Below are 16114 nucleotides of genomic sequence, written 5' to 3' on the forward strand. Positions count from 1 at the left end.
GGTCAGATGTGCGCATCCGGGGGAATACCGGTCCGAACTCGGGCTTTTGTTGCATGATGTTGAATTTGCCGATCCCTGCCGCGGTCGATGCTGCCACACCCGTTCGGGTGCTGGTCGTCGATGACAGCCGCGCCCAGCGTCGCATCCTGACGATGCAGCTGGAACGCTGGGGCTATCTTGTCACCGAGGCCGAGTCGGGCGAGGCTGCGCTTGACTTCTGCCGGGCGCAGAAGTTCGACATCGTCCTGTCCGACTGGGTGATGACCGGCATGACCGGTCTGGAATTTTGCCAAGCTTTCCGGGCGCTTCCGCATGAGGGTTACGGCTATTTCATCCTCTTGACCTCCAAATCCGAAAAGGCCGAGGTGGCGGACGGGCTGGAAAACGGCGCCGATGACTTCCTGTCGAAACCGGTGAATTCGGATGAATTGCGCGCGCGGCTGCGGGCCGGGCAGCGCATCGTCTCCATGCAGAACGAGTTGGTGGACAAGAACCACCTGGTGTCGACCACGCTGGACCAGATCCAGAAGCTGTATGATTCGCTGGACCGCGACCTGATCGAGGCGAAAAAGCTGCAACAGTCGCTGATCCGCGACCGGATGCGGGATTTCGGGCTGGGCAAGGCTTGGCTGATGCTGAAATCCTCGGGCCATGTCGGCGGCGATTTCGTGGGGTCCTTCATCATCGACGAAAGGCGGATCGCGCTGTTTTCGGTCGATGTCTCGGGGCATGGCGTGGCCAGCGCGATGATGACGGCGCGGCTGGCGGGGCTTTTGTCCTCGGGCTCGCCGGATCAGAACATCGCCCTGACCCTGACCGAGGGCATCCGCGGCGCCTATCCCCCGCATGAGGTTGCAGCCCGCCTGAACCGCATGATGATCGAGGACGTGCAGGTCGAACAGTATTTCACCATGGCCTACGCCGAAATCGACCTGCTTTCGGGCGAAGTGCAGCTGGTTCAGGCCGGCCATCCTCATCCGCTGGTCCTGCGCCGCTTGGGTCAGATCGACCGGCTGGGGCAGGGCGGCTTGCCCATCGGCCTGATCCCGGGGGCAGAGTTCGAGACGGTGTCGACCGTGCTTTTGCCCGGCGATCGGCTGTTCTTGGTGTCGGATGGCGTGACCGAATGTCCCGGCCCCGATGGCGATCTGGGCGAAGAGGGGCTGGCCGATATCCTGACCCGGTCCGCCCATCTGCAGGGCAACAACCTGCTGGAAAGCCTCATGTGGGACCTGTCCACCCATTCCGGCGGACAGGATTTCCCCGATGACGTCTCTTGCCTGCTGTTCGACTATACCGGACCGATCTAGACTGGGCCCGCCCTAGGTCTTGATCCGCGCGACCAACTTGTCAAAGTTGGCCAGCGATTGCAGATGCAGATAGATCAGCTCGGCCCCGTCGGTGCGCATCAGCTCGGCCAGTTTCGCTTCGGGCAGGGCGCGCAGCTTGTCGCGGTTGACCACCAGAAAGCCCGCCAAGGCGACTTGCCCGCCACCCGGCTTGTTCACGCGGGCCTCCTGCGGCTCCAGCACGCCTAGGGCGGCCAGAAGCTTGCCAAAAGCGCGGGTCCTCTGGTGTTCGACCTGGAAGGCGTTCACGAAATCCAGCATCCGCGACAGGAACTCTGACTTTTCGCCGTTCTGGAACAGCTTTTCGCCGGTCTGGCCCTTGCGATCCAGCGCGGTGCAGGCCTCGTCGATGCACAGCGTATAGGTCTGCCCATCCGCCGAGGTCGAGAAAACAAAGGGATAGCGCCGCACGAAGGCCGGGATATAGCGCGCATCCCAGCCGCTTTGCGTCACGAAAAGCCCCGCGTCCTTGTCAAAGCCCAACAGCGCGACCGGAACGGCCTCATCGGCCTCCAGCGTGAAAACGATCGGGTATTCCTGCGCGGCCAGCTGGAATTCCGGGATGGTCAGCGGGACAGAGTTCGTTCCGGCGGCAAAGCTGAAATCGGTGATCGGCCCCAGCGACCAATCGGCATGACGGGTCAGCGAAATCGGCGTCACCAGTTCGTAAAACAACAGTTGCTTGGCCATGCCTGCTCCGGAAATAGGGGAAAGGATCTTTGCGCCCAAGGCTTGCGGAAGCCCCATCCCTTGTCAATCCACCTGTCGTTGCGCGGGTCACGCCGAATTCCCTTGCCTAAAGCGCCAAAAATGCCGCACAAAATGCGCGGAATCTCATTGTTTTGAATGCCGCCCCATAATGTCGCTTCAAGAATCTTCGCATATCCTGCACCTTGCGCGACGAACGGGGGCAAGCATGGACCTGCTTGGCAATATCGGACCGGACCCGACCAGCTATTGGCAAGCCGTGATTACGGCGGCAGGCCTTGGCGTGTGGGATTACGACATCACAACGGGGGAAAAGCACTATTCCCGCCGCTGGCATGAAATCCGTGACCTGACGTCTGACACGCCGATGCCCCAAACGGATGAGGAATGGTATGACATCGTCCATCCCGACGACCGCGCCATTGCCCGCCATTACACGACCCTGATCAACGAGGGCCGCGCCGACGAGGTCTCTTTCGAATACCGCGAGAAAAAGCCCAACGGCGACTGGGTCTGGATCATGTGCCGCGGCCGCGCCATCGCGCATGATGCGGCAGGTCGGGCGATCCGCTTTGTCGGCGTCGACACCGACATTACCGCGATGAAAAAGACCGAGGACGAGCGCGCGCTTTATGCGCAACAGCTGGACCTGGCCCTGACGGTCGGCAAGATCGGCATCTGGCAGTTCAATGCCGAAACGAATTCGGTCACCTGGGACCGCCGTTTGCGCCAGATCTACGGGATTCCGGCGGACATGACCCCCTTGCCGCGCGACATCTGGGAGCAGTCGATCCATCCCGACGACCTGGAAACGGTGTTGGAAAAGACCGCCTGGGGCCAAAGCCAGGCGCAGGATTACGACCTGGATTACCGGATCATTCGGCGTGACGGCGTGATCCGCCACATCCGCAGCCGGGTATCCCTGGTCGAACACGGGCCCTCGGGCGCCAGTTACATGGGCATCAACTGGGACCTGACCGACGACATCCAGCGCAACCTTCAACTTGAAGAGGCCAAGCGCGAGGCCGAAGAGCGGCTTTATCAACTCAGCCTGGCGCACAAGGAGTTGGAGTATCTGTCCAACCACGATCCGCTGACCGGGTTGCACAACCGCCGGTCGCTGCGCGCTTATCTGGCAGAGCTGTGCCCCGACGGGCGGGCGCCGGACGGCACGGGCTTCCTTTTGTTCGACGTCGACCGGTTCAAGCGGGTGAATGACCGCTTTGGTCATGCCGTGGGCGACGAGATGATCGAATGTGTCGCCCGCGCCCTGACCGAAAAGCTGCCCGAGGCCGATATCATCGCCCGCACCGGCGGGGACGAGTTTCTGGCCATCATCGCGGCCGGCATGGGCTATGACCGCATGGTCAGCCTGGGCCAGGGCGTGATCGACCATGCCCGCACCCTGACCCGCGGCCAGGGCGAGGAAATGACCGTCAGCGTCGGCATCGCCATGGCCGATGCGACCTCCAGCATATCGGATGTGCTGACATGGGCCGACCGCGCGATGTATAAGGCGAAACTGATGGGCGGGGCGGTCGCAGCGCTCGCCTGACGGGGTGTTGACGGACCGGGGGGCGTGATGCGGTTGATACCTGTGGGACTTGCGGCGGCCCTGACGGTTCAGGCCTTTGCGCTGGTGTTTTTCTTTCTGGACGCGGGCGAAGAGCTGGACCGCGACCCCCTTGGCCTGCATCCGATCAGCGAGGCGTTGATGGCGCTGGGCCTGGCCTTGGGCATGGTCCTGGTGGCGCGTTCCCTGCTGGCCAGCCTGCGGCGCGGGCGCGATCAGGCCTCTGCGCTGACCCGCGCCGCGACCGAGTTCCGCCTTCTGGTCGAGACGCAGTTCGACCAATGGCAGTTGACCAAGGCCGAGCGCGAAGTGGCGCTTCTGTCGCTGCAGGGCCACGAGATGGACCGGATCGCCGCCCTGCGGGGGGCCGCAGCGGGCACGGTGCGGGCGCAGCTGACGCGGATCTATGCGAAATCCGGCACCGCGAATCGGGCGCAGCTTTCGGCGGTCTTTGTCCAGACCCTGCTGGCGCCGCAGGGACCAAGGTCGGAAACCGCCCTGCAAGAGGTCGTAAGCAAAAGCTGACGCTGGGTTTGGTCGCATAGACGCTTGGTTCAAACGGTCGATAAACAGACTTTGGTCGATTGACCGGAGCGAGGGATTTCCCGGCCATGGGTGCAACCAACCCATGCATGGATGCCCCAGATGACCCTTCCCGCCAACAAAATCACCCTTTCCACCGCCGTTTTGACGGAGGGCTATACGCTGACCTCGGATTTCGTCGGAGACCTCTCGACGCCCCTTGGTGCGGCGACGGGCAATATCGCAGGTCTGGGCGACCTGACCGGGGATGGCGTGGCCGACCTGGTGATCGGCGCGCCGGGGGATGACGACAAGGCGGTGGATGCCGGGCGGGCCTTCGTGCTGTTGGGGGCCGCCACGCCGGGCATGTCCGAGAAGTTCGGCGACTACCTGCCCGATGTCCTGGTGATCGACGGGGTGAATGCCGGCGATATGGCGGGCTTTGCCGTCGGCGGGATTGCCGATCTGAACCTGGACGGCTTGGGCGAAATCCTCGTTTCGGCGCCCGGGATGGCGGCCAATGGCGCGGCGGATGCCGGCATGGGCTTTGTCCTTTGGGGTCGCGGGGTGGGGGCGGGCAATGGTGTCGATCTGGCCGACGTGGTGGGCAATGGCGCCGAGGGCTACTCGATCCGCGGCCAGGCGGCGGGCGATATGGCCGGCTGGTCGATGAGCGCCGTGGCGGACATGAACGGCGACGGGCGGGCCGAGGTGCTGATCGGCGCGCCGGGTCACGCGGGCGGCGCGGGGGCGGCCTATGTCGTCTGGGGCAAGGGCACCGGGACGACGGTGCAGTTGAACTCTGTGGCCGCGGGGACGGGTGGCTTTGCGATCAACGGCGCGGCGGCGGGGGATCAGATCGGCAAGGCCCTGGCCGCGCTGGGCGATCAGACTGGCGACGGGCGGGCCGAGATTCTGGTGGGCAGCGCCACCGCCGATGGTGGTGCCGGGGCGGTCTGGGTCGTGGACGGCAAGGCCAGCGGTGGGGCGGTGTCCTTGGGCGCTCTGGCGGCGGGATACAAGATCAGCGGCGAGGCGGGTTCGGGTGCGGGGGCCTCGGTCGCCTCGGCTGGGGATGTGAACGGCGACGGGCTGGACGATATCCTGATCGGCGGCACCGATGCGGCCTATCTGGTCTTGGGCCAGGCCGGTCATGCGGCCGTCAACCTGGCGGATGTGGCGGCGGGCGTGGGCGGCGTCAAGATCACCGGCGGCGATCTGACCGGGCTGCGGGTGCTGGGCAATGTCGACCTGAACCGGGACGGGATCGCGGATCTGGTGCTGGGCACCCCGGGCGATACCGAGGGCGGCTTTGACGCAGGCGCCGTCCATGTCATCTGGGGCGATCACCTGTATCGGCCCATCGACTTGGACCTGATCTCGCAAAGCATCGGCGGGGCGAAGATTGTCGGCAGCTTTGGCAGCCGCACCGGGGCCGCTTTGGCTCTGGCCGGAGACCTGAACGGCGACGGCACGGCGGACCTGATGATCGGCGCTCCGGGATTGGCGGAGTCGGTGCAGGTGCTGTTCACCCCCGCGGGCTGGGGTCCTGACGCCAACACCTATGGCAGCCAGGGCGATGACCTGATCGGCGCGGGCTATGGCGGGGCCCATCACGCGGTGGGCGCGGGCAATGACTCGGTTCTGGGGCTGGATGGCGATGACACGATCGACACCGGCGCAGGCGATGACACGCTGGAGGGCGGGGCAGGGGCCGACAGTCTGATCGGCGGGGCGGGCAATGACACCTATGTCCTGGACGGCGCGGATCAGGTGGTCGAGGACCTGGACGGCGGCATCGACACGGTTCTGGCGCAAGCCGATCTGACCCTGGGCGACCATGTCGAAAACCTGGTCCTGATGGGTGCGGCCCATGCCGGCACTGGCAATGCACAGGCCAACCGGATCACCGGAACCGCCTTTGCAGACACGCTTTCGGGTCTGGGTGGCATCGACACGCTGGAGGGTGGCGCGGGCGCCGACACCTATGTTGTGGCAGAGCTGGGCGATGTGATCGTCGAAGCTGTGGACGGCGGGATCGACACCATCCGCGCCTCGGTCGATTACACTTTGGGCGCGAACCTGGAGACCTTGATCCTGGACGGTGCGCTGAAGGGCACCGGGAACACCCTGGGCAATACGCTGATCGGCAATGCCTTGGCCAACACGCTGGACGGCAAGACCGGGGCCGACACGATGCGGGGGGCTGCGGGGGATGACATCTACCGCGTCGACACCGCAGCGGATGTGGTCATTGAACTGGCCACAGAGGGCAATGACACGGTCTATACCTCGGTCGATTACACGCTTTCCGCCAATACAGAGACGCTTGTGATGTCGGTCGCCAATCACCGCGGCACGGGGAGTGCGGGGGAAAACACGCTGAAAGGCTCTTCCGGGGCCGATACGCTGGATGGTGGCGCGGGGGCGGACCGGCTGCAGGGCGGGCGGGGCGACGATGTCTATTACGTCGACCAACTGGGCGATATGGTCAGCGAGGGCGCGAACTCTGGCACCGATACGGTTTTCGCCTCGGTCGATTGGGTTCTGTCCGGCAATCTGGAAAACCTGACCCTGACCGGCGCCGCGCGCATGGGCACGGGCAATACGATGGCCAATCTGATCACCGGCACCGCCTTTGCCGACACTTTGGACGGCAAGACCGGGGCCGATACGCTGGCGGGTGGCGCGGGCGATGACCTTTACCGAATCGACGACGCCGGCGACACGGTGGTGGAAACCGCAGGCCGCGATTCTGCCCTGTCCTCGGTCAGCTGGACCCTGTCCGACGGGGTCGAGGTCCTGACCCTGACCAAGGGCGGGCTGACCGGCACCGGGAACCTGGGCGACAACCTGTTGAACGGGTCCTCGGGTAATGACAGTCTTGTGGGGCTTGACGGCGCCGATACGCTGGACGGCAAGGCCGGCGCCGACACGATGGAGGGCGGGGCGGGCGACGACACTTATATCATCGACAACCTTGGCGATGTGGTGATCGACACGGCGGGCATCGACACCGTGGTCCTGATGAAAGACGGGCTGACCGTGACCGGCGATGTCGAGATCATCCGGCTGGGCGGCACGGCGCACAAGCTGACCGGCAGCGCGGGGGATAACGTGCTGGAGGGTGGCGCGGGCAATGACTCGATCGACGGGGGGGCGGGCAATGACCTTCTGCTGGCCGGCGAGGGCAATGACGACCTGCGCGCGGGGTCCGGCCATGATGTGCTGTCGGGCGGGGCGGGCAATGACCGCTACCGGATCAACGGCGCTTCGGTCGAAATCGAGGACTTCTTGGGCCATGACACACTGGACGCCTCGGAAGGGGTGGGCCACGACTACCTGGACCTGTCGGGCGATACTGACAGCGTGATCGAGGGCGAGACCTGCCATATCGGCGGCGGCGGAAGCACCGTCTCGCCCTTGGATGTGCAGTTCCTGCAGGACCTGACCGGCAGTTTCGGCGACGATATCGCCACGGTGCGCGGGTTGGTGCCGCAGCTGGTCAGCGCGATCCAGGCGGTGCAGACCAATGCGCGGTTTGGGGTCAGTTCCTTTATCGACAAGCCGATTTCGCCCTTTGGCGTCAGTGGCGAGTGGGTCTATCGGCTGGAACAGGCGCTAAGCCCGGATGCCGCGACGCTGACCGCGACCTATAACCGGATCGCCAACCTGTCCGGCAATGACGCGCCCGAAGCGCAGATCGAGGCGCTGATGCAACTGGCGCTGCATGCGACGGAAACCGGCTTTCGCGCCGATGCCGCGCGCTTCGTCGTGCTGTTCACCGATGCGCCCTTCCATATGGCGGGCGATGGCGCGGCGGCGGGGATCACCACGCCGAACAACGGGGATGGCGTCCTGGACGGCGGCGGGCTGGGAGAGGATTACCCGGTGATCGCCCAACTGGCGCAGGCCCTGCAGGCGGCGGGGATCATCCCGATCTTTGCCGTGGCGGGCGGCTATGAGACGACCTATCAGGCGCTGGTGGGCGAATTGGGCCGCGGCGCGGTTGTGACCCTGACGGCGGACAGCGGCAATATCGTCAGCGCCATCACCTCGGGCCTGACTGCCGCGACCCAGACCCATATCGAGGACGCGATCTGTGGCATCGGCAACGACACGGTGATCGGCAGCGCCGATGACAACGCGATCAGCGGCGGCGCGGGCAATGACAGCCTGTCGGGCGCGGGTGGGGCGGATGACCTGCTGGGCGGCTCGGGGCGCGACACGCTGCAGGGCGGCGAGGGCGACGACCACATCACCGGCGGCCTCAGCGCGGATCAACTGTCGGGCGGGGCGGGCAGCGACGTCTTTGTCTTTGGCCAAAAGGACTCGCTGCGGACCTCGTCGGATCTGGTGCTGGACTTCGCCAGCGGTCAGGACCGGATCGACCTGTCGGCCATCGACGCCGATACGCTGACCCTGGGGGATCAGGCCTTCCACTTCATCGAAACCGCCTTTGGCCTGGTCGCGGGCGAGATGCGGTTGAACGCTGCGGGCGCACTGGAGGGGGATACCAATGGCGACGGCCTCGCCGATGTCTTGTTGCGCTTCGACCTGGTCGGGGGGATGGCGCCGGTTCTGGCCGATCTGATCCTGTAACCCCGGCTTGACGCGGCGGGGTGTGCCGCCTTATCCAGACCCCGACGGCGTTCCGTCGGAGTCATCATGTCTGGTCTTTCCACCCTTCTTCGGCCTGTGATGTTGCTGCTGCTGATGTTTTCGGCGCAGTTCCAGGTGGGTTTGATGCCGGCCGAGGATGCCTCGGGCCAGATGGTCATGGTCATTTGTTCGGGTGACGGGCCGATGATGATGGTGCTGGACCCCCAGACCGGAGAGCTGCGCCAGGCCCCGCCCTCGACCACGAAATCTGGTTGCCATTGGGCCAGCGCCGATGTCGCGGTCGTGCCGGTCAGCCTGCCCGTGGTGATCGCGGCTCCGGTGCGGGCCGTTTCCCATGTGACGGAATCCGACCTTTGGCGCCCGGCGCATGATCCGCGCGGGCTGTGGGCAAGGGGTCCGCCTCGGCTGATGTGAGCCCGTTTTCACATCAACATCCGAGGATATCATGGTCACTATCGACGCCGGGCTTGACGCCCAGGCGGGTCAATCCCGCATCCAACGCCTGTATTTCGCCGTATGGCGCTGGCATTTCTATGCCGGGCTTTACGTCATCCCCTTTCTTTTGATGCTGGCCAGCTCTGGCCTGATCATCCTGTGGGTCACGGCCATTGCGCCCGAGTTCGGCGACCGCATGGCCGTGACGCCCGGCACGGCGCTGACCGTGACGGAACAAGAGGCCGCCGTGGTCGCCGCCGTTCCCGGCACGGTGGACAAATATGTGGCGCCCATCGACGCCGAAAAGCCCGCGCTGTTCCGCGTCCAGACCAAGGCCGGCGCGGTGATGGTCGCCCTTGACCCCTACACCGGCGCCGTGGTGCATCAGCGCCCCGAGGCCGGGACCTGGAACGACTGGGCGACCAACCTGCATGGCAAGCTGTTGACCGGCACCGATCAGGGTTGGGCCGATTACCTGGTCGAAACCGCGGCATCGCTTGGGATGCTGATGGTCTTCAGCGGGTTGTGGCTGGCCTGGCCGCGGGGCGATGAGGGCTTTTCCGCCATGTTCGTGCCGAAACTGGCTGCCAAGGGCCGCGCCTTCTGGAAGTCGACGCATCGCGCGGTGGGGTCCTGGATTGCACTTGTCCTGTTCTTTTTTCTGCTGTCGGGCCTGGCTTGGGCGGGGATCTGGGGCGGGCGGCTGGTCCAGGCATGGAGCAGCTTTCCGGCCGAGAAATGGGGAGCGCCGCTGTCGGATGCCACCCATGCCGACATGAACCACACCCATGTTAAAGAGGTCCCTTGGACGCTGGAACTGACGCCGCTGCCGGCTTCGGGCTCGACCGTTGGCGTTGAAATCCTGCCGCCGGGAACGCCCGTGGTGCTGGAGACGGTCGTGGCCTTGGCCCGCGCCATTGGGTTCGAGGGCCGGGTGCAGGTCACGAAACCGGCGGACGAAACCGGCGTCTGGACGCTGAGCCGCGACTCGATGTCCTATGACAGTGCGAATCCGATGGACGATCGCACGGTTCATGTCGACCAATACACCGGCAAGGTTCTGGCCGATGTGCGCTTTGCCGATTACCCGGCGCTGGGCAAGGCCATGGCGGTTGGTGTGGCCCTGCACGAGGGGCAAACCGGCCTGTGGAATATCGTGGCGAACTTCGCCTTCTGCCTTGCGGTGATCTTCCTGTGCCTGGGGTCTTTGGTCATGTGGTGGGTCCGCAGGCCGGCCAAGGTCGGCCGTCTGGCCGCGCCGCCGCTGCCCGCGGATGTGCCGATGAGCGGTTGGGTCCTCTTGGCGCTGATCGTCCTGTCGCTGGCCGTGCCGGTGCTGGGCATCACGCTGGTGGTCCTGCTGGCGCTGGACCTGATCGTCCTGCGCGCCCTGCCGCCCTTGAAGCGCCTGCTCTCGTAACCGGCGAATCACCCCTTGGCCGCTGCTCCCCGGGGTGGCGGCCTTTTGCTGCGCTGCGGCATCAGCTACGTGCAACTGCCCATCGTGCAAGGGTTTTCCCCAAATGCCGCACCCCGTCTATTGCCCGGTTTGCATATAGTATTACTTTTGTTAGGGTGTAACGACGGTGCGGGAGACACCGCCAATCTTTGGGAGGAACCATGAAAGCCTTTACGAAACTCGCGCTGGCCGCGGGACTGGGTGCGCTTTTGTCGACGACCGCCATGGCAGATGGCATGGTCGTGGGCTTTAGCCAGATCGGGTCGGAATCCGGCTGGCGGGCGGCTGAAACCTCGGTCACGAAGCAAGAGGCCGAAGCCCGCGGCATCGACCTGAAATTCGCCGACGCCCAACAGAAACAAGAGAACCAGATCAAGGCCTTGCGCGGCTTTATCGCCCAAGGCGTCGATGCGATCCTGGTGGCACCGGTCGTCGCAACCGGCTGGGACGAGGTCCTGGGCGAGGCCAAGGACGCCGGCATCCCGGTTGTCCTGTTGGACCGCGGCATCGACAGCTCGCCCGACCTTTACCTGACCTCTGTCGCCTCGGACCAGGTCCACGAAGGCACTGTGGCCGCGCAATGGCTGGTCGGCGCGGTCGGCGACAAGCCCTGCAACATCGTCGAACTGGAAGGCACCGTGGGCTCCTCGCCCGCGATCAACCGCAAAAAGGGCTTTGACGAGGAAATCGCCAAGCACGCCAACTTTACCATCTCGCGCAGCCAGACCGGCGAATTCACCCGGTCGAAGGGCAAAGAGGTGATGGAGGGCTTCATCAAGGCGGAAGACGGCGGCAAGACGATCTGCGCCGTCTATGCCCATAACGACGACATGATGGTCGGCGCGATCCAGGCGATGAAGGACGCGGGGCTGAAGCCGGGGACCGATATCCTGACCGTGTCCATCGACGCGGTTCCGGACATCTTCTCGGCGATGGCTGCGGGCGATGCCAATGCGACGGTGGAACTGACGCCGAACATGGCGGGCCCGGCGTTTGACGCGCTGGCCGCCTTCAAGGCCGATGGAACAGAGCCTGCAAAGGCCATTATCACCGAATCCAAGCTTTACACCCAGGCCGATGATCCGGCTGGCGAGGCCGAGCGTCGCAAGTCGCTGGGCTATTGATCCCCACCGCCGGGGGCAACCTCGGCGGAATTGCCTTGCCTCGGGTCGCGGCCCGAGGCTTTCTTTTGACGGGGGGATCATCATGGAACCGATGTTGCAAGGGCGGGGCCTGGGGAAGGTCTTTGGCGCGCATCAGGCCTTGGCGGGGGTGGATATCGACCTTTTCCCCGGCGAGGTTCATGCTTTGCTGGGTGAAAATGGCGCCGGGAAATCGACGCTGATCAAGATCTTGACCGGGGCCTATCAGCCGGATTCCGGTGAGGTGGCGTTGGAGGGGGTCGAAGTCGCCTTCCGCGATCCGCTGCAGGCCCAGGCCGCGGGGATCGGCACGGTCTATCAGGAAGTGAACCTGGTGCCGAACCTGTCCGTGGCCGAGAACCTGTATCTGGGCCATCAGCCGACCCGTTGGGGGATGCTGAACAAGCGCGCCATGCATGACGGTGCCCGCGAAATCCTGTCCGGCTATGGGCTGGAAATCGACGTTCGGGCCGAGTTAGGCTCGTTTTCGGTCGCCGTGCAGCAGATCGTGGCGATTGCCCGGGCGGTGAAACTGTCGGGCAAGGTCCTGGTGCTGGACGAGCCGACGGCCTCGCTGGACCGGGCCGAGGTTGACCGGCTGTTCGACGTGGTGCGGCAGTTGAAGGCGCGCGGTCTGGCGGTGGTCTTCATCACGCATTTTCTGGATCAGGTCTTTGCCTTGGCCGACCGCGTGACGGTGCTGCGGAACGGCAAACTGGTCTCTACACAGGCGATTTCGGGCCTGTCGCGCACCGATGTCGTGCGGATGATGCTGGGCAAGGATGTGGTCTTTGCCCATGCGCCGCAGGTGGAAACCGCCGAGGCGGGGCCTGCCCTGGCGGTGTTCAAGGGGTTGGGGCGCAAGGGCTCGGTTGCGCCCTTTGATCTGACGCTGCATCAGGGCGAGGTCGTGGGGGTCGCGGGGCTTTTGGGCTCGGGCCGGACAGAGATGGCGCGGCTGATGTTTGGTGTCGATTTGGCCGATACAGGGTCGATTTCGATGGGCGGGCCGTTGGTTTTGCGCAGCCCAAGGCAGGCGGTTGCGGCGGGGATGGGCTTTTGTCCCGAGGATCGCAAGGTGGACGGGATCTTCGGTGAACTCTCGGTGCGCGAAAACATCGTGATCGCGCTGCAGGCCAAGCTGGGGTGGTTCAAGGCCCTGTCCCGTGACGAACAGGACGACATTGCGGGTCGTTTTGCCGAGGCCTTGGACATTCGCGCTGCCGATCACGACATGGCGGTGAAACTGCTTTCGGGCGGGAACCAGCAAAAGGTGATCCTCGCCCGTTGGCTGGCCATCGACCCGAAACTTCTGATCCTGGACGAGCCCACCCGCGGCATCGACGTTGGCGCTCATGCCGAAATTGTGCGCACGATCAACAGGTTGCGCGAAGACGGGCTGGCGCTTTTGGTCATCAGCTCGGAGCTGGATGAGGTCGTGGCCTATTCCTCGCGCGTTGTGGTGATGCGCGACCGGCAGATGGTGGCGGAACTGAGGGGCGCCGATATCGCGCCGCAAGTCATCGTGCAGGCGATTGCCGCGCAAGAGGAGGCCAGCGCATGAAATTGCCTGTGCAGAGACTGATTTCGCCGCAAACCATCGCGCTAGCCGCGGTGCTTTTGTTCAACTGGCTGCTGTTCCCGGGGTTCTTTTCGGTCGAATGGAAGGACGGCAGGCTTTTCGGCAGTCTGATCGACGTCTTGAACCGTGGGGCGCCTGTCGCGATCCTGGCCGTCGGCATGACCATGGTCATCGCGACCAAGGGCGTCGATCTGTCGGTCGGCGCGGTCATGGCGATTGCGGGGGCCGTCGCGGCCACCGGGGTCGAATCCGGCCTGACCGTCTGGCAGGCCGTCCCCCTCGCCCTGATCGCGGGGCTGCTCTGTGGCCTCTGGAACGGAATCCTGGTGGCCGTTCTGGACATCCAGCCGATCATTGCCACCCTTGTGATCATGGTGGCCGGCCGAGGCATCGCGCAGCTGATCACGCAAGGGTTCATCGTCACCTTCAACGACCCCGCCCTGATCTATATCGGCACCGGAAGCGCCCTAGGCCTGCCGATGCCGGTCCTGATCGCGGCGGCCCTGACCCTGATCACCACACTTCTGATCCGCCGCAGCGCGCTGGGTCTGTTGATCGAGGCGGTGGGCGTCAACCGCTCTGCCGCGAGGTTCGCGGGGATATCCGCCCTGTCTCTGCTCGTGCTGGTCTATGTCTTTTCCGGCCTCTGTGCCGGGATTGCCGGGGTCATCGTCGCCGCCGACATCCACGGAGCCGATGCCAACAACGCCGGCCTTTGGCTTGAACTGGATGCGATCCTGGCCGTGGTCATCGGCGGCACCTCTTTGCTGGGAGGGCGGTTTTCCATCCCCATGGCGGTGATGGGCGCCATGATCATTCAGGCGATGAACACTGGCATCCTGGTCTCTGGCTTTCCGCCGCAATTCAACCTGATCGTCAAGGCGGGGATCATCATCGCCATCCTGATCCTGCAATCCCCCGTCGCGGGCCACCTGTTCAAGAGGGCGAAATGAACCGTTCCTTCCGCCCCTTGGCGGCCACCGCGGTGATCTTTCTGATCGCCTATGCCGCCGCCGCATTGCAGTTTCCGGGTCTGGTTTCGACCCGCGTTCTGGGCAATTTCCTGACTGATAACGCCTTTTTGGGTATCACTGCGGTCGGCATGACCTTTGTGATCCTGTCGGGCGGCATCGACTTGTCGGTCGGCGCGGTCATCGGGTTCACCGGGGTTTTCGTCGCGGTCATGATCTCGTGGGGAGGCCTGCATCCCGTTCTGGCCTTTGCCATAGCCCTGACCGTGGCGGCGGCCTTTGGTGCGGCCATGGGCGCCGCGATCCACTGGCTTAGCGTGCCAAGCTTTATCGTCACGCTGGCGGGGATGTTCCTTGCACGCGGTGCGGCCTCGGTCATCTCGGCGGATTCCATCCCGATCAACCACGCGCTTTATGACTGGATCAGCCAGACCTATTGGAAAATGCCGGGTGGCGGTCGCATCAGCCTGATCGGCGGCCTTATGGTCCTGACCTTTGTCGTCGGGGCGCTTTTGGCCCATCGCACCAAGTTCGGCGCCAATGTCTATGCGCTGGGTGGCAATGCCCATTCGGCGGAATTGATGGGCGTGCCGGTCGGGCGGACGACGGTGCTGATCTATACGCTGTCCTCCACCCTTGCGGGGCTCTCGGGGATCGTGTTTTCGCTGTATACCCAGGCGGGCTATAGCCTAAGCGCGGTGGGGGTCGAACTGGATGCCATCGGCGCGGTGGTCATTGGCGGCACGCTGCTGACGGGCGGATATGGCTTTGTCGCCGGCACCTTCATCGGGGTCATGCTGATGGGGCTGGTGCAGACCTATATCATCTTTGACGGGACGCTGTCGTCCTGGTGGACAAAGATTGTCATCGGCGTGCTTCTCTTTATGTTCATCCTGCTGCAAAGGCTGGTATTCCGGGCGCAAACCGCGCGGGGTTAAGGGGACGAACACGGCATGCCAGAGCCCGGACACCTGATCCGCTCCCTGACCGGGCGGCCGGCTGCGCGGAACTTCCATTCCTTCGTGATCAACGAAATCGGGATGGGGGTGGCCTCGGGCAGCTTTCCGGCGGGGTCGACCCTGCCGGGCGATGCCGAGATGATCGCGCGCTATGACGTCAGCCGCACCGTCCTGCGCGAGGCGGTCAAGACGCTGGAGGCCAAGGGTCTGGTCGAGGCCCGCGCCAAGGTCGGCACCCGCGTTCTGCCGCGCAACCGGTGGAACCTGTTCGACCGGCAGGTGCTGTTCTGGATCTTTCACGCCGCGCCAGAGCCCGGGTTTACCGACGCCCTGCAAGAGGTCCGCGCGGGGCTGGAGATGCAGGCGGTGGCCCTGGCCGCCCGCCACGCCCATGCCGAACAGCTGCGGATGATGCGCTATTGGCTGGCTCAGGCGCAGATCTCGTCGGGGATGGTCGAAAACTACGGGCTGGCGGTGTTCGAAATTCACCGTCTGGTGGCCGAGGCGAGTCAGAACCCGATCTTGCGGTCCTCGACGGGTCTGTCCGAATTCGCCCTTGCGCTGGCCTTGCGCGGGCAAATGGCGCAGGGCGAGGCCGACTTTGCGGGCGCCCGCACCGCCCACCACGAGGCGCTGATCGCCGCGCTGGACCAGGGTCAGGCGGATCAGGCCGGGGCGGCCATGGCGGCGCTTCTGGCCATCGACCGCGGCGAAAAAGCCTAAACTTTTCCGATAATTGACCCGTTCCGAAATTGCCTGACCTTCTAACGAAAGGTCGGCGGGCTGCCACA

Annotated in this window: 12 protein-coding genes; 11 read left to right on the forward strand and 1 reads right to left on the reverse strand. The window is 64.6% G+C overall.

Going from position 1 to position 16114, the window contains the following annotated elements:
* Positions 1-56: 56 nt before the first annotated feature.
* Entirely contained in the window at positions 57-1310 is a 1254-nt protein-coding gene (locus NX862_RS09135) for a PP2C family protein-serine/threonine phosphatase (RefSeq protein ID WP_264493597.1), read from the forward strand.
* 12 nt (positions 1311-1322) lie between these two features.
* Here the strand turns inward: NX862_RS09135 and NX862_RS09140 are convergent, their stop codons facing one another.
* Complete coding sequence (locus tag NX862_RS09140) at positions 1323-2039, reverse strand: SapC family protein (protein ID WP_264493598.1); 717 nt, start codon at positions 2037-2039, stop codon at positions 1323-1325.
* A 226-nt stretch (positions 2040-2265) separates the two neighbouring features.
* Between NX862_RS09140 and NX862_RS09145 the strand changes: the two genes are divergently transcribed.
* The 10 genes from NX862_RS09145 (at position 2266) to NX862_RS09190 (ending at position 16046) form a co-directional block, all read left to right on the forward strand.
* A complete protein-coding gene (locus NX862_RS09145; RefSeq protein ID WP_264493599.1) occupies positions 2266-3612 on the forward strand; it encodes a sensor domain-containing diguanylate cyclase in 1347 nt (448 codons plus the stop codon).
* Between the two features lie 27 nt (positions 3613-3639).
* Positions 3640-4155, forward strand: coding sequence for a helix-turn-helix transcriptional regulator (locus tag NX862_RS09150; RefSeq protein ID WP_264493600.1), 516 nt, complete (start codon positions 3640-3642; stop codon positions 4153-4155).
* Between the two features lie 120 nt (positions 4156-4275).
* On the forward strand, positions 4276-8754 hold the full coding sequence (locus NX862_RS09155; protein WP_264493601.1) for a M10 family metallopeptidase C-terminal domain-containing protein: 4479 nt from the start codon (positions 4276-4278) through the stop codon (positions 8752-8754).
* Between the two features lie 99 nt (positions 8755-8853).
* Complete coding sequence (locus tag NX862_RS09160) at positions 8854-9189, forward strand: hypothetical protein (RefSeq protein WP_264493602.1); 336 nt, start codon at positions 8854-8856, stop codon at positions 9187-9189.
* 31 nt (positions 9190-9220) lie between these two features.
* Complete coding sequence (locus NX862_RS09165) at positions 9221-10630, forward strand: PepSY-associated TM helix domain-containing protein (RefSeq protein ID WP_264493603.1); 1410 nt, start codon at positions 9221-9223, stop codon at positions 10628-10630.
* A gap of 200 nt (positions 10631-10830) precedes the next feature.
* Positions 10831-11793 carry a galactofuranose ABC transporter, galactofuranose-binding protein YtfQ gene (gene ytfQ / locus NX862_RS09170; protein WP_264493604.1) on the forward strand — a complete coding sequence of 321 codons (963 nt, stop codon included), beginning with the start codon at positions 10831-10833 and terminating at the stop codon, positions 11791-11793.
* A gap of 82 nt (positions 11794-11875) precedes the next feature.
* Positions 11876-13375 (forward strand): sugar ABC transporter ATP-binding protein, encoded by a 1500-nt coding sequence (locus tag NX862_RS09175; protein ID WP_264493605.1) that lies wholly within the window; start codon positions 11876-11878, stop codon positions 13373-13375.
* Positions 13372-14346, forward strand: a complete 975-nt coding sequence (locus NX862_RS09180) for an ABC transporter permease (RefSeq protein WP_264493606.1) — start codon at positions 13372-13374, stop codon at positions 14344-14346. Before NX862_RS09175 ends, NX862_RS09180 begins: the two co-directional genes overlap by 4 nt.
* The gene (gene yjfF, locus NX862_RS09185) at positions 14343-15302 is read left to right on the forward strand and encodes a galactofuranose ABC transporter, permease protein YjfF (RefSeq protein WP_264493607.1); all 960 of its coding nucleotides are present in this window, start codon (positions 14343-14345) and stop codon (positions 15300-15302) included. The genes NX862_RS09180 and yjfF overlap by 4 nt, the downstream gene beginning before the upstream one ends.
* Positions 15303-15317: 15 nt before the next feature.
* Positions 15318-16046, forward strand: a complete 729-nt coding sequence (locus NX862_RS09190) for a FadR/GntR family transcriptional regulator (RefSeq protein ID WP_264493608.1) — start codon at positions 15318-15320, stop codon at positions 16044-16046.
* Positions 16047-16114: the final 68 nt, after the last annotated feature.

Origin of the sequence: Stagnihabitans lacustris (assembly GCF_025950525.1) — a bacterium.
GTDB lineage: Bacteria > Pseudomonadota > Alphaproteobacteria > Rhodobacterales > Rhodobacteraceae > Stagnihabitans.

What these genes read in the sequence shown, in the direction of transcription:
- NX862_RS09135 (WP_264493597.1), top strand. Translation starts at nt 57, where the DNA reads ATGTTGAATTTGCCGATCCCTGCCGCGGTCGATGCTGCCACACCCGTT.
- NX862_RS09140 (WP_264493598.1), bottom strand. Translation starts at nt 2,039, where the DNA reads ATGGCCAAGCAACTGTTGTTTTACGAACTGGTGACGCCGATTTCGCTG.
- NX862_RS09145 (WP_264493599.1), top strand. Translation starts at nt 2,266, where the DNA reads ATGGACCTGCTTGGCAATATCGGACCGGACCCGACCAGCTATTGGCAA.
- NX862_RS09150 (WP_264493600.1), top strand. Translation starts at nt 3,640, where the DNA reads ATGCGGTTGATACCTGTGGGACTTGCGGCGGCCCTGACGGTTCAGGCC.
- NX862_RS09155 (WP_264493601.1), top strand. Translation starts at nt 4,276, where the DNA reads ATGACCCTTCCCGCCAACAAAATCACCCTTTCCACCGCCGTTTTGACG.
- NX862_RS09160 (WP_264493602.1), top strand. Translation starts at nt 8,854, where the DNA reads ATGTTGCTGCTGCTGATGTTTTCGGCGCAGTTCCAGGTGGGTTTGATG.
- NX862_RS09165 (WP_264493603.1), top strand. Translation starts at nt 9,221, where the DNA reads ATGGTCACTATCGACGCCGGGCTTGACGCCCAGGCGGGTCAATCCCGC.
- ytfQ (WP_264493604.1), top strand. Translation starts at nt 10,831, where the DNA reads ATGAAAGCCTTTACGAAACTCGCGCTGGCCGCGGGACTGGGTGCGCTT.
- NX862_RS09175 (WP_264493605.1), top strand. Translation starts at nt 11,876, where the DNA reads ATGGAACCGATGTTGCAAGGGCGGGGCCTGGGGAAGGTCTTTGGCGCG.
- NX862_RS09180 (WP_264493606.1), top strand. Translation starts at nt 13,372, where the DNA reads ATGAAATTGCCTGTGCAGAGACTGATTTCGCCGCAAACCATCGCGCTA.
- yjfF (WP_264493607.1), top strand. Translation starts at nt 14,343, where the DNA reads ATGAACCGTTCCTTCCGCCCCTTGGCGGCCACCGCGGTGATCTTTCTG.
- NX862_RS09190 (WP_264493608.1), top strand. Translation starts at nt 15,318, where the DNA reads ATGCCAGAGCCCGGACACCTGATCCGCTCCCTGACCGGGCGGCCGGCT.